This window comes from Clavibacter capsici (assembly GCF_001280205.1).
Classification (GTDB): Bacteria; Actinomycetota; Actinomycetes; order Actinomycetales; family Microbacteriaceae; genus Clavibacter; species Clavibacter capsici.
In genome coordinates this window covers 3,044,366-3,056,296 of the sequence record NZ_CP012573.1, presented here as the reverse complement: position 1 = coordinate 3,056,296, position 11,931 = coordinate 3,044,366, and the positions used below count along the sequence as shown (strand labels likewise).

Here is an 11,931-nt window from a genome sequence, read left to right as displayed (position 1 = left end):
GTTTCCCCATCTGCCGTCACCGGACTCGGTCCCGCGGCTGATGCCGGGGCCGCATCACGGTGCGCGGGCTGCTGTCGACGCCGGGAGGGCGTCGCTGTAGTTCGTGCGGCGTCCGTCCCCGGAGGCTCCGAGGGTGCGGACCATCCGAGCACCACGATGGCGGACAGCATAGTTACTCACAGGGTTATCCACCCTGTGTGCGAACGGGCCGTCATGCACCGCGCGGGCGATCCCCGGCGCGTCGCGGCCACGCCACACGCTAGCCACTGCCGGAGATCAGGACAAATCGACCCTATCGACGGCGGCATGTCAATACCGGCGGATGGGCTCCCCGTGTGGATAATCACGATCCTGCCCGCGGGTTTGACCGGAGGCCCCTCGGCCCGTAGATTTAGGCAGTTGACCCAGCCTGTCGAGGCTGCCCCATCTTCCCAGCCGCACTCGTCGGCCCTGTGGACCAACCTGAGTGGAGACTCACCGTGAGCAAGCGCACCTTCCAGCCGAACAACCGCAAGAAGGCCAAGAAGCACGGCTTCCGCCTCCGCATGCGCACCCGCGCCGGCCGCGCCATCCTCGCCGCTCGCCGTGGCAAGGGACGCACCGAGCTCTCCGCGTAGCACGTGCTCGCTCGGCGGAACCGCGTGACGAGCGGTGCGGACTACCGCACCATCGTCCGCCGGGGTCGCCGATCCACGACCGCTACGGCGGTGGTGTACGCGCTCGCCGGATCCGCTGAGGTCCCGTCCCGCTTCGGGTTCATCGTCTCGAAGAAGGTGGGCAACGCCGTCACCCGCAACCTCGTCCGGCGTCGGCTCAAGGCCGTCTCCGCCGGCCTGCTCGAGACCGTCCCGCCCGGCGCCTCCGTGGTGATCCGCGTACTGCCAGGCATGGAGCGGACACCGTGGGATAGCCTGCAGGAGGAGATCGCGTCAGCCGTGACGCGGGCCGTGAGGACGATATGAAGAGGGCACTGACCTCCGTCGTCCTGGCGCCTCGGAACGCGGGCATCGCCGTGATCAGCGTCTACCGGCGGCTCGTGTCCCCTCTCTACGGGGACGTCTGCAGGTACTACCCCTCGTGCTCGGCATACGGGCTCGAAGCGGTGCAGGAGCACGGCCTCCTCCGCGGCGGCGCCCTCGCCGCATGGCGCGTGTGCCGATGCCACCCGTGGGCGGAGGGCGGCATCGACGACGTCCCCGCTCGTCGGGTCCAGCAGTACCGACGCACGAGGCTCGGATTCGTCGTCGCACCCAGCCACGGAAAGGGCTAACGACCACCTCATGGACTTCCTCGGAACGATCCTGTGGCCGATCAAGTGGGTCATCGAACTCATCCTTGTCGGCTTCCACACCCTCTGGACGAGCCTCGGTCTCGACCCCGACAACGGGGCCACCTGGGTCCTGTCCATCGTGGGACTCGTGCTCGTGGTCCGCGCCGCGCTCATCCCGATCTTCGTCCGGCAGATCAAGAACCAGCGCCGCATGATGGAGGTGGCGCCGCAGCTGAAGAAGATCCAGGACAAGTACAAGGGCAAGCGCGACCAGTTCTCCCGCGAGGCCATGTCCCGCGAGACCATGGCGCTCTACAAGGACACCGGCACGAACCCGCTGAGCAGCTGCCTCCCGCTCCTGCTCCAGATGCCGATCTTCTTCTCGCTGTACTCGGTGCTCCACCGCGCAGCGGTCGAGGAGCTCCCGGGCATCGGTCTCCTCAACGCCCAGCTGTCCCGCTCGTTCGGCGAGTCGTCGTTCCTCGGCGCGCCGCTGCAGTCGGCGATCTCCACCGCCAACGGCAACGTCACCGTCATCGTGATCGCCACGACCATGGTGATCCTGATGAGCGCGTCGCAGTTCATCACGCAGCTCCAGATCATGGCCAAGAACATGTCCGAGGAGACCAAGGCCAGCCCGATGTTCAAGCAGCAGCGGATCCTGCTGTACATCCTCCCGCTGGTGTTCGCGGTGTCGGGCATCGCCTTCCCCCTCGGCGTCATGTTCTACTGGCTCGTTTCCAACTTCTGGACCATGGGGCAGCAGTTCCTCGTCATCCGCAACATGCCCACGCCCGGCAGCGAGGCCGCGCGTGCACGTGAGGCGCGTCTGGCGCGCAAGGGCAAGCTGGTCGTCACCGAGACGTCCGCCGCCGACGCGTCGACCGTGGTCGTGGAGGAGCGGAAGCCGGCGCAGCGTCAGCAGCCCGTGGGCAAGAACCGTGCCAAGAAGCAGGCGGGATCCAAGAACCGATGAGCGACGCGACGGACAGCACCGACGAGGCGACGACCGTGGACGTCACAGGGCTCGACGCTCCGGCGTCGGTCGACGACCGGCAGACCGCAGGCGACGTGGCCGATGAGGGTGACATCGCAGCCGACTACATCGAGGAGCTGCTCGACATCTGCGACCTCGACGGGGACATCGACATCGATCAGCGTGGCGGACGTGCGTACGTCTCGGTCGACGCTGCTGATTCGCAGGATCTCCGTCTGCTGTCGAACCCCGAGACGGTGACCGCACTCCAGGAGCTCACGCGTCTCGCGGTGCAGAACAAGACCGGTGTGTTCAGCCGTCTGATCTTGGATGTGGGTGGGTCCCGTGACGCGCGACAGGTGGAGCTGGGACAGCTCGTCGACCGCGCGATCGAGCGCATCTCGGCTGGATCCGCGAGCGCTTCGCTCCCGCCGATGTCCTCGTACGAGCGGAAGCTCGTCCACGACATCGTGGCCGAGCGCGGTTACACGTCGGAGTCCGAGGGTGAGGGACGCGACCGCCATACGGTGATCACCAAGGCCTGAAGCCACGTGCAGTCGTAGGGGAGACCCGGTCCGTTGGACCGGGTCTCCTCCGTTTTCCGGCCCAACCGCGCCGGCTCCTTTGATAGTACGTGCGTGTTACTAAATTCCGCGGCGCGAGAGTGAAGAGCCAACGGTGCTAGGTCGTCCGCGTCTGGGATCAGGCTCTGCATGCGCGATCAGTGATTGGTGACAACTCGTACGGCTTGTTTCGTGGTTCCTGCGGAGACGGGTGATCGGTCGTAGGTAGTGGCCTCACCGTGCTCGATCCTTCACGCGGAGGGACCGCGTTCTCCACGCAGTTCGAAGACATAGGGGTGACTCCAGCGGGGCCGCATCCTGCGAGGACAAGTGCATTCCGAGAGGAGCGCATCCATCCATGGCGATGATGGGCGACGAAAGAGAGTCGAAGCATCGTGAGGCTGGCGTGTTTCACGTGAAACGTCCTCCTCGCTAGGGGCCATTTCGACGACCGGGGCGGGCGACGCGCAGTGCATGCGTCAGGAGTGGCGGTTTCACGTGAAACACTATGAATAGCACCGCCTGGGCACGCCGGCTGACGGCTGCGGTCGCTCCTGCGTTGACTTCCGCCCGCTAAGCTCTGATGATTCGTCGGAGCGTGTGATGAACGCGACGCGATCGTGCGCTGACGAAGTGGACCGCACCTGTAGAGTGACCTAAGGATGTAAGCGTGATGCATGAGAAGGTCATGATCGAGCCAGAGCCGGCGGTGGCAGCGGAACTGTTCGGTGATCGCATCGGGACAGCACGGGAGTTCACCACTCAGCTCGGCCAGCGTGGCGAGGAGCTGGGGTTGATCGGTCCACTCGAGCCCCCGCGACTCTGGTCCAGGCACGTGCTCAACTCGGTTCTGGTCGCACCTCTTCTTCGCCCTGGTCTGGTGGGGGACATCGGCAGTGGAGCTGGGCTTCCGGGCCTCGTGCTCGCCATCGCGCGACCTGACGTGCGGTTCGTTCTCATCGAACCGATGGAGCGTCGGGTCGCCTGGCTCGAGGAGCAGGTAGCCCATCTCGAATTGGGAAACGTCGAGGTACGTCGCGCGCGAGCAGAGGACGTCCTTCAGGACTATGCCCTCGATCAGGTGACCGCCCGAGCGGTGAGTGCGTTCGCGAAGCTCATCCCGATGACCGCCCCACTCGTGAAGACCGGTGGGGAGTTGGTGCTGATGAAGGGCGCCAACGCCGAGCGAGAGGTGGAAGCCGCGGGCAAGGTCATTCGACGTCACCACCTAGAGGACGTCGAAGTGCTGACCCTGGGTGAAGGGCAGGTCGAGGAAGTGACGCGCGTGATCCGAGCCCGAGTCGCATGAGAGGCGGGCAAGTCATCGGTTCCGCTCAGATGCTGATCAGGTCCGCATTCGCAGTGCATCGTGCGCGGATGAGGTTCATGTTCCACGTGAAACATGCTCAGTGCTTCACGCCAGTGCCCACCAACTCCGACCGATTGGATGTCGCCCATGGATGACGACCTCAGCCCCATCGCCCGGGAGCTGTCGGAGACCAGTCGGCGGCGGAAGGCACTCGCTGGGATCGTGCTCCCTCGGCCGGTCAGCACACGGGTCTTCACCATCGCGAACCAGAAGGGCGGTGTGGGCAAGACCACCTCGACGGTGAACCTGGCCGCCGCTCTTGCGAAGGCCGGAGCACGTACTCTCGTCATCGATCTCGATCCTCAAGGCAATGCCTCGACCGCGCTGGGAACGGATCGGTCATCCGACCTCTCGAGCGTCTACGACGTGCTCGTCAACGAGGCGCGCATCGAGGATGCCCTGCAGAGGAGTCCGGAATTCGACACGCTCTACTGCGTACCGGCCACCATCCACCTCGCTGGCGCCGAGATCGAGCTCGTGACCCTGGACCGGCGGGAGCGTCGGCTCCGCCAGGCTCTCGACGTCTTCCTGGCGAGTGAGGATGGCCAGGGCTTCGACTACGTCCTGATTGACTGCCCGCCGTCTTTGGGACTGCTCACCATCAACGCGTTCAGTGCCGCGAGGGAGGTGCTCATCCCCATCCAGTGTGAGTACTACGCCTTGGAGGGCCTGAGCCAGCTTTTGTCCAACATCGAGCTGATCTCGCAGCATCTGAATCCCGAGCTCTCGATGTCCACGATCCTGCTGACCATGTACGACGGACGCACCAACCTGGCGCAGCAGGTGGCTGCTGAGGTGCGCGAGCACTTCCCGCAGCAGACCCTCACGACGCTCATCCCACGCTCCGTCCGCATCAGCGAGGCGCCCAGCTACGGACAGAGCGTCATCAGCTACGACCCCAATTCGCCCGGTGCGCTCTCCTACCTGGAGGCCGCAGCGGAGATCGCACACCGAGGAGCCCCGAAGTAATGGCAACCAAGAGAACCGGCCTGGGGCGCGGCATCGGCGCCCTCATCCCCACGTCCGACGAGCGCAGCCGCCCGGTGGATGTCTTCTTCCCCGACAGCATCGGGGCCGGAGCGCCGAGCGGGGTCCAGGGCGGCGACGGGCGGGACGCGGCGACGAGCAAGCGCGAGCCCGAGCTCGTGGCGGTCCCCGGTGCGCGCCTGGCGAACCTGGATCCGGCTGACATCCGCCCCAACGCCCAGCAGCCGCGCACGGACTTCCGTCCGGACGAGCTGCAGGAGCTCGTGGTGTCGATCCGCGAGTACGGGGTGCTGCAGCCCATCGTCGTCCGTCCGCTCGGCGCCGACGCAGATGGGCGGACCCGCTACGAGCTGGTGATGGGGGAGCGGCGCCTGCGGGCGACCAAGGAGCTGGGGCTCGACACGATCCCGGCTGTCATCAAGGACACGGCCGATGAGTCGATGTTGCGCGACGCCCTGCTCGAGAACCTCCATCGATCGGAGTTGAATCCCCTGGAGGAGGCGAGCGCATACCAGCAGCTGCTGGCCGACTTCGCGATCACCCAGGATGAGCTCGCGCAGCGGCTGGGACGCTCCCGCCCCCAGATCACGAACACCATCCGCTTGCTCCGTCTGCCCGAGGACGTGCAGCACCGCGTGGCCGCCGGCGTGCTCTCCGCGGGTCATGCGCGGGCGATCCTCTCCTCGGGCGACGAGGAGGCGATGAGGCACCTCGCCGACAAGATCGTGAACGAGGACCTGTCGGTGCGGGCCGCTGAGGCGGCCGCACAGCGCGGCCAGCGCGTCGTCAAGCCGCGCAAGAGCGCCGCGAACGCGCGCACGGCGCACCTCGAGGAGGCCGCGCAGCGCGTCGGCGACCACCTGAACACGAGCGTCCGCGTGACGATGTCCGCGCAGAAGGGGCAGATGGTGATCGACTTCGCGACGATGGGCGACCTGACCCGGATCATGCAGGAGATGGGCGTCCCGGATGCCGACGTGAGCTGACACCGTCGAACGGTGCCGCGGATGCCACAGGGGAGCGCACGAGGTCGTGCGCTCTCCTGAGTCGTGTTCGGGCGGAGACGTCAGGCGGTGGTGACGGCCGTCGCCCTGGCGGCGTCCGCGAGCCGGCGGTAGAGGTCGCCGACGTCGATGCCCGCGGCTGCCAGCCCCTGCGGGAGGAGCGACGTCTCCGTGAGGCCGGGGATGACGTTGACCTCGAGGAACCAGGGGTCGCCGGCGGCGTCCACGATGACGTCCACGCGTGAGACCTGCCCGATGCCGATGGCCCGGTGGATCCCCACTGCTGCCTCGGCGGCCGCTTGCGCCGCCGCCGGTGGGATGCGCGCAGGCGTGTAGAAGCGCGTGAGGCCGGCGTTGTAACGGGCCTCGTAGCCGTAGACGCCCGACGTGGGGACGATCTCCGTCGCGGGCATCGCCGTCGGCCCGTCGCCGGTGTCGAGGACGCCGATGGCGAGCTCCGTGCCCTCGACGAGCTGCTCGATCAGGGCGACGTCGCCGTAGGTGTACGCGTCGACCATGGCGCGGGGGAGGGAGTCCGCGTCGCGCACGATGGTGACGCCCTGCGCGGATCCGCCGCGAGCCGGCTTCACGGCGTAGGGAGCCGGCATCGCCTCCGTGACGAGCCGCAGGACGGCGGCGGCGCCGAGCTCGCGGAACGTGTCCTTCGGAAGCGTCACGGAACGGGGGGTGCGGATCCCGGCGGCCTCCGCCAGCGCCTTGGCGGTGGGCTTGTCCCAGGCGAGTCGCGCCGCGCGCGCCGACGAGCCGACGTACGGGACGCCGGCGAGCTCGAGCAGGCCGAGGAGCGCGCCGTCCTCGCCGCTGGCGCCGTGGAGGACGGGCCAGACCACCGTGGGCGGGGTGTCCCGGAGGAAGTCCAGCAGCGTGGCGTCCGGGTCACGCAGGGAGGCGCTGACGCCCACGCCGCGGAGGGCGTCCGCGACGCGACGGCCGCTGCGCAACGACACGTCACGCTCATGGGAGATGCCGCCCGCCAGGACGACGACGGAGAGGGGCTCGTGTGCGGTCATGGTGCTGGATCCGATCGTGGTCGGTGGGGCGGGGTCAGTCGAGGTCCGGCGGCGGGGCGGCCACGGACGTCGTGGTGCGCGACGCGAGCGAGCCCGTGCCGGAGAACGTGCTGAGCAGGTCCAGCTCGTCGTCGATGACGCCGGCCATCCGGCGGACACCCTCGCGGATGCGCTCGGGTGTCGGGTAGCAGAACGACAGGCGGATGGCGTCGCGACCGCGGCCGTCGGCGTAGAAGGCGGTGCCGGGCGTGTAGGCCACGAGCGCGGTGACGGCCCGCGGGAGCATCTGCTTCGAGTCGAGCTGCTCGGGGAGCTTCAGCCAGACGTAGAAGCCCCCGTTGGGCACGGTCCACGAGAGACCGGGCAGGTGCTCCTGGAGGGCGGAGAGCGTGGCGTCGCGCCGCTCCCGGTAGACCCCGCGGAAGGTGTCGATCTGGCCCTTCCAGTCCGAGGCGTGCAGGTACTCGGAGATGATCAGCTGGCTGAACGAGCTGGGGGAGAGGACGGCCGACTCCTGGGCGAGGATGAGCTTCTCCCGGATGGCGTGCGGCGCGAGCGCCCAGCCGACCCGGAAGCCCGGGGCGAGCGTCTTCGAGAACGAGCCGAGGTAGATGACGCCCTCGTCGTCGAGGCTCCGCATCGCGTCCGGCGCGGGGCGGTCGAACCAGAGCAGGCCGTAGGGGTTGTCCTCGAGGACGAGGATGTCGTTCGACCGGCAGATCTCGAGGATCTCCGGACGGCGGGCGGCCGACATGGTGACGCCCGCCGGGTTGTGGAAGTTGGGGACCGTGTAGAGGAACTTGATGGTGCGGCCCTCGCCGCGGATGCGCGCGATGGCCTCGCGGAGCGCCTCGGGGACGAGGCCGTCGTCGTCCATGATCACGTGCTCGACCACGGCCTGGTAGCTACGGAAGACGCCGATGGCGCCGACGTAGCTGGGGGCCTCGGCGAGGATCACGTCGCCCGGGTCGATGAACAGCTTCGTGACCAGGTCGAGCGCCTGCTGCGAGCCCGTGGTGGTGACGATGTCGTCGACGCTGCCGCGAATCCCCTCGAGCGCCATGACCTCGAGGATGTCCTCGCGGAGCTCGGGAGTGCCCTGGCCTCCGCCGTACTGCAGGGCGACGGGTCCGCGCTCGCGCATGACCTTCTCCATCGCCGTGACGATGAGCTCCTGCGGGAGGGCGGAGACGAACGGCATGCCCCCGGCGAGCGACACCACCTCCGGGCGCGAGGCCACGGCGAAGAGGGCGCGCACCTCGGAGGCGCTGAGGCCCGAGGTCCTCTCCGCGTAGTGGGGGAACCAAGGGTCGAGGTTGGTGCCCGCGGGATCGCGGGGGCTGCCTGCAGGTGTCACGTCACGTCTCTCACTGTCCGATTGCCGATCAGCCTAACGGGAGGCCGTGGGGGATCCCCGTCGGTGGCCGCGCACGGACGGCGCGGCTCGGATCGCGAGGACGACGGAGGGCCCGGCACCTCGTGGTGCCGGACCCTCCGGGTGGTGCTCGTCGCGCACTCGGCGCAAGCGGTCTACTTGAGGAAGTCGGCGAACTCCTGCTCGAGGGCCGGCTTCGGCTTGGCGCCGATGACGGTCTTGACGACCTCGCCCTTCTGGAAGACCTTCATGGCCGGGATCGAGGTGATCTTGTACTTCATCGCGACCTCGGGGTTGTCGTCCACGTCGATCTTGACGAGCTCGATGCCGGGGTTCTCGGCGGCGATCTGGTCGAGGACCGGGGAGACGGCCTTGCAGGGGCCGCACCAGGGGGCCCAGAAGTCGACGATGACGGTCTTCTCGGCGTCGAGGACGTCGGCCTGGAAGCTGGCGTCGGTGACGTCGCGGGAGTGGGACATGGGTGCTCCTTCGTGCGGTTCGGGTGGACCCGGGCGGTTCCCGGGTCCTTCAGATGGGGGCGCCGGAGCGCCGAGGACTACTGCTCGGCGCCGACGAGCTCGCCGTCGGGATCCACCGCGCTGCCAGCTGCCGGAGCGCCATGGCCCGCGGGTCCGTCCGGACCGTCCGACGCCGCGTCGAGCAGCGTGTCGGGCAGGGACGCGAGGAAGTGCTCGGCGTCGAGCGCGGCGACGGTGCCGGACGCCGCGGCGGTGATGGCCTGGCGGTAGGTGGGGTCGATCACGTCGCCGGCGGCGAACACGCCCGGCAGGTTCGTGCGCGAGGAGCGGCCCTCGACGGCGATGGTGCCCTCGGCGGTCAGCTCCAGCTGCTGGTGGAAGAGGTGCGTGCGCGGGTCGTTGCCGATGGCGATGAAGAGGCCGTCGAGCGCGAGCGGGCGCTGCTCGCCCGTGACGGTGTCCTCGAGGACGACGCCGTCGACCTTCTCGCCGCCGGTGATGTCGACCACCTGCGCGTTCCAGACGAACTCGATCTTCGGGTTCTCGAACGCGCGCTCCTGCATGATCTTGGAGGCGCGCAGGGTGTCCTTGCGGTGGATGACGTAGACCTTCTCCGCGAAGCGGGTGAGGAACGTGGCCTCCTCCATCGCGCTGTCGCCGCCGCCGACGACCGCGATGGTCTTCTGGCGGAAGAAGAAGCCGTCGCACGTGGCGCACCAGGAGACGCCGTGGCCGCTGAAGCGGTCCTCCGCGGGGAGGCCGAGCTTGCGGTACGCGGATCCGGTGGCGGCGATGACCGCGAGGGCCTCGTGCACGTCGCCGTTGCCGAGGGTGACGCGCTTGACGTCGCCCGTCAGGTCCACCGACGTGACGTCGTCGAGGACGACCTCGGTGCCGAAGCGCTCGGCCTGCGCCTGCATCGCCATCATGAGGTCGGGACCCTGGATGCCCTCGGGGAAGCCCGGGTAGTTCTCGACCTCGGTGGTGTTCATGAGCTCGCCGCCGGCCTCGACCGAGCTGGCGATGAGGAGGGGGGTGAGGTTGGCGCGCGCGGCGTAGATGGCGGCCGTGTATCCCGCGGGACCCGAACCGATGATGATGATCTGACGCACGACGGCTTCTCCTCCACTGCTCGGCGGGGCACCGTCCCGGCGCCCGCTCACCTCTGCAACAGACCCACGGTAGCGGCTATTCCTCCGCCTCCACCTGGCCGGGACACCGCTGCGGACAGGCCCGTGGGACCGGTCCTGTTCAGCGTGGGCGGAAGGCTCAGCGACGGCGGATGCGGCGCAGCACGGGACCCGTGAGCTGCTGCAGCTCCGACGAGCGCATGGCCGCCAGTGCGGCGAGGTAGACGGCCGTCATGACGGCGGCCACGGCGATCCCGACGAGGAGCGCCGAGCCCTTCGACGCGACGCCGACGCCCTCGAACGGGCCGCCCGAGATCAGCGCCAGGAGCGCGTTGCCGATGAGCGCTGCGGGCACGGCGGCGACGGCGAAGCGGACGGCGCTGCGGAGGATCCGGCGGCCGTCGATGCGGCCGATGCGTCGGCGCAGGACCACCGCCGCGAGGAGCGCCTGCCCCGTGACGGTGACGGTCTGCAGGACCGCGAGCCCGACGCCGATGAGCTCGACCGGCTGTTGCGAGATCACGAGCGCTCCGGCGATGAACACCACGACCTGCGCGCACTGGATGAGGAACGGCGTGCGCGTGTCTGACAGGGCGTAGAAGGCGCGCTGCAGGACGAACAGGGTGCTGAACGCCGGCAGCCCGAGGATGAAGGCGATGAGGACGACGCCGTAGCCGCGGACCTCGCCGATGTCGCCCGAGACCATGACGCGCGCCACGGGCCCGGCGAGCACCGCGATGAGGGCCGTCGAGAGCACGGTCATGAGGGCGACCGTGCGGATCGCCGAGGAGAGGTCCGTCCGCATGCTGTCGTGGTCGCCCTCGCCCGCGTGCGTGCTCATGCGCGTGAAGTACGCGGTGGCGATGGAGACCGCGAAGATCGAGTGCGGGAGCATGAAGAACAGCCACGCGTTGAGCAGGATCGTGCTCGACGGGCTGTCCGAGGTCGCCGCGATGTTCGCGACGTTGGACTGCGCGATGCCGGCGAGCTGCGTCACAACGAGCATGCCGAAGGTCCAGCCGGCGAGGCGGCCCGCTGTGCCGAGGCCGACGCCGCGCCACGCGAAGTCGAAGCGGAAGCGGAGGCCGACGCGTCGCCAGAAGACGAAGAGGATGAGCGCCTGGGCGACGACGCCGAGGGTGGCGGATCCGGCCAGCACGATGATCTTGTCGAGGCTCCAGTCGTCGACCGGGCGGCTCCCGGATCCGAACATCGCCTGGAAGAGGAGGAGGCCGGCGATGGCGACCACGTTGTTGAGGACGGGCGCCCACGTGAAGGGCCCGAAGGACCCCCGGGCGTTCAGCACCTCGCCGAGCACCGCGTAGAGCCCGTAGAAGAGGATCTGCGGCAGGCACCAGTACGCGAACGCGACGACGAGCGCGAAGACGTCCGGGGGCAGGGTCGCGGCGTAGAGGCGCGAGACCACGGGTGCGCCCACGGTCGCGAGGACCGTGACGCCGCCGAGCACGACGATCGCGATGGTCACGAGCTTGTTGATGTAGCCGGCGCCGCCGTCCGCGTGCTTGGCCGCGCGCACCACCTGGGGCACGAGGACCGCGTTGAGGACGCCGCCCGCGATGATCACGTAGATGTTGTTCGGCAGCTGGTTCGCGTTCGAGAACGCGTTGGAGCTGCCCAGGGTCGCGCCGATCGTCTGCAGCAGCACGATGGCCTTGACGAACCCGAGGATGCGGGAGACGAAGGTGCCCGACGCGAGCAGGGCGGACGCCCGGCCGATGCCGCCGCG

The 11,931-nt window shown here is 68.7% G+C and carries 13 protein-coding genes; 8 read left to right on the top strand and 5 right to left on the bottom strand.

What is annotated here, in order from left to right; translation table 11 throughout:
* The first annotated feature begins 479 nt into the window (after positions 1-479).
* From rpmH to AES38_RS14470, 8 genes are all read left to right on the top strand, one after another.
* Positions 480-617, top strand: a complete 138-nt coding sequence (gene rpmH / locus AES38_RS14505) for a 50S ribosomal protein L34 (protein ID WP_012039665.1) — start codon at positions 480-482, stop codon at positions 615-617.
* A 3-nt stretch (positions 618-620) separates the two neighbouring features.
* The gene (gene rnpA / locus AES38_RS14500) at positions 621-962 is read left to right on the top strand and encodes a ribonuclease P protein component (RefSeq protein WP_053775560.1); all 342 of its coding nucleotides are present in this window, start codon (positions 621-623) and stop codon (positions 960-962) included.
* Entirely contained in the window at positions 959-1,270 is a 312-nt protein-coding gene (gene yidD, locus AES38_RS14495) for a membrane protein insertion efficiency factor YidD (RefSeq protein WP_053775559.1), read from the top strand. The genes rnpA and yidD overlap by 4 nt, the downstream gene beginning before the upstream one ends.
* Positions 1,271-1,280: 10 nt before the next feature.
* On the top strand, positions 1,281-2,246 hold the full coding sequence (gene yidC, locus AES38_RS14490; protein ID WP_053775558.1) for a membrane protein insertase YidC: 966 nt from the start codon (positions 1,281-1,283) through the stop codon (positions 2,244-2,246).
* On the top strand, positions 2,243-2,791 hold the full coding sequence (locus tag AES38_RS14485; protein ID WP_053775557.1) for a Jag family protein: 549 nt from the start codon (positions 2,243-2,245) through the stop codon (positions 2,789-2,791). Before yidC ends, AES38_RS14485 begins: the two co-directional genes overlap by 4 nt.
* A 691-nt stretch (positions 2,792-3,482) precedes the next feature.
* Complete coding sequence (rsmG, locus tag AES38_RS14480; RefSeq protein WP_053775840.1) at positions 3,483-4,118, top strand: 16S rRNA (guanine(527)-N(7))-methyltransferase RsmG; 636 nt, start codon at positions 3,483-3,485, stop codon at positions 4,116-4,118.
* A gap of 147 nt (positions 4,119-4,265) precedes the next feature.
* Complete coding sequence (locus AES38_RS14475; RefSeq protein WP_053775556.1) at positions 4,266-5,147, top strand: ParA family protein; 882 nt, start codon at positions 4,266-4,268, stop codon at positions 5,145-5,147.
* The gene (locus tag AES38_RS14470) at positions 5,147-6,151 is read left to right on the top strand and encodes a ParB/RepB/Spo0J family partition protein (protein WP_053775555.1); all 1,005 of its coding nucleotides are present in this window, start codon (positions 5,147-5,149) and stop codon (positions 6,149-6,151) included. Before AES38_RS14475 ends, AES38_RS14470 begins: the two co-directional genes overlap by 1 nt.
* Before the next feature lie 80 nt (positions 6,152-6,231).
* Here AES38_RS14470 and AES38_RS14465 read toward each other — a convergent pair whose 3' ends face one another.
* The 5 genes from AES38_RS14465 to murJ form a co-directional block, all read right to left on the bottom strand.
* On the bottom strand, positions 6,232-7,200 hold the full coding sequence (locus AES38_RS14465; protein WP_053775554.1) for a D-alanine--D-alanine ligase family protein: 969 nt from the start codon (positions 7,198-7,200) through the stop codon (positions 6,232-6,234).
* Positions 7,201-7,234: 34 nt separating this feature from the next.
* The gene (locus AES38_RS14460) at positions 7,235-8,557 is read right to left on the bottom strand and encodes an aminotransferase-like domain-containing protein (protein ID WP_053775553.1); all 1,323 of its coding nucleotides are present in this window, start codon (positions 8,555-8,557) and stop codon (positions 7,235-7,237) included.
* Positions 8,558-8,730: 173 nt separating this feature from the next.
* Positions 8,731-9,054: a thioredoxin gene (trxA, locus tag AES38_RS14455; protein WP_043667755.1), complete on the bottom strand. Its 324-nt coding sequence runs from the start codon at positions 9,052-9,054 to the stop codon at positions 8,731-8,733.
* 77 nt (positions 9,055-9,131) lie between these two features.
* Positions 9,132-10,166: a thioredoxin-disulfide reductase gene (gene trxB, locus AES38_RS14450; protein ID WP_053775552.1), complete on the bottom strand. Its 1,035-nt coding sequence runs from the start codon at positions 10,164-10,166 to the stop codon at positions 9,132-9,134.
* A gap of 157 nt (positions 10,167-10,323) precedes the next feature.
* The gene (gene murJ / locus AES38_RS14445; protein ID WP_053775551.1) at positions 10,324-11,922 is read right to left on the bottom strand and encodes a murein biosynthesis integral membrane protein MurJ; all 1,599 of its coding nucleotides are present in this window, start codon (positions 11,920-11,922) and stop codon (positions 10,324-10,326) included.
* Between the last annotated feature and the right edge of the window lie 9 nt (positions 11,923-11,931).

What these genes read in the sequence shown, in the direction of transcription:
- AES38_RS14475 (WP_053775556.1), top strand. Translation starts at nt 4,266, where the DNA reads ATGGATGACGACCTCAGCCCCATCGCCCGGGAGCTGTCGGAGACCAGT.
- AES38_RS14470 (WP_053775555.1), top strand. Translation starts at nt 5,147, where the DNA reads ATGGCAACCAAGAGAACCGGCCTGGGGCGCGGCATCGGCGCCCTCATC.
- yidD (WP_053775559.1), top strand. Translation starts at nt 959, where the DNA reads ATGAAGAGGGCACTGACCTCCGTCGTCCTGGCGCCTCGGAACGCGGGC.
- AES38_RS14465 (WP_053775554.1), bottom strand. Translation starts at nt 7,200, where the DNA reads ATGACCGCACACGAGCCCCTCTCCGTCGTCGTCCTGGCGGGCGGCATC.
- yidC (WP_053775558.1), top strand. Translation starts at nt 1,281, where the DNA reads ATGGACTTCCTCGGAACGATCCTGTGGCCGATCAAGTGGGTCATCGAA.
- AES38_RS14485 (WP_053775557.1), top strand. Translation starts at nt 2,243, where the DNA reads ATGAGCGACGCGACGGACAGCACCGACGAGGCGACGACCGTGGACGTC.
- rsmG (WP_053775840.1), top strand. Translation starts at nt 3,483, where the DNA reads ATGCATGAGAAGGTCATGATCGAGCCAGAGCCGGCGGTGGCAGCGGAA.
- trxA (WP_043667755.1), bottom strand. Translation starts at nt 9,054, where the DNA reads ATGTCCCACTCCCGCGACGTCACCGACGCCAGCTTCCAGGCCGACGTC.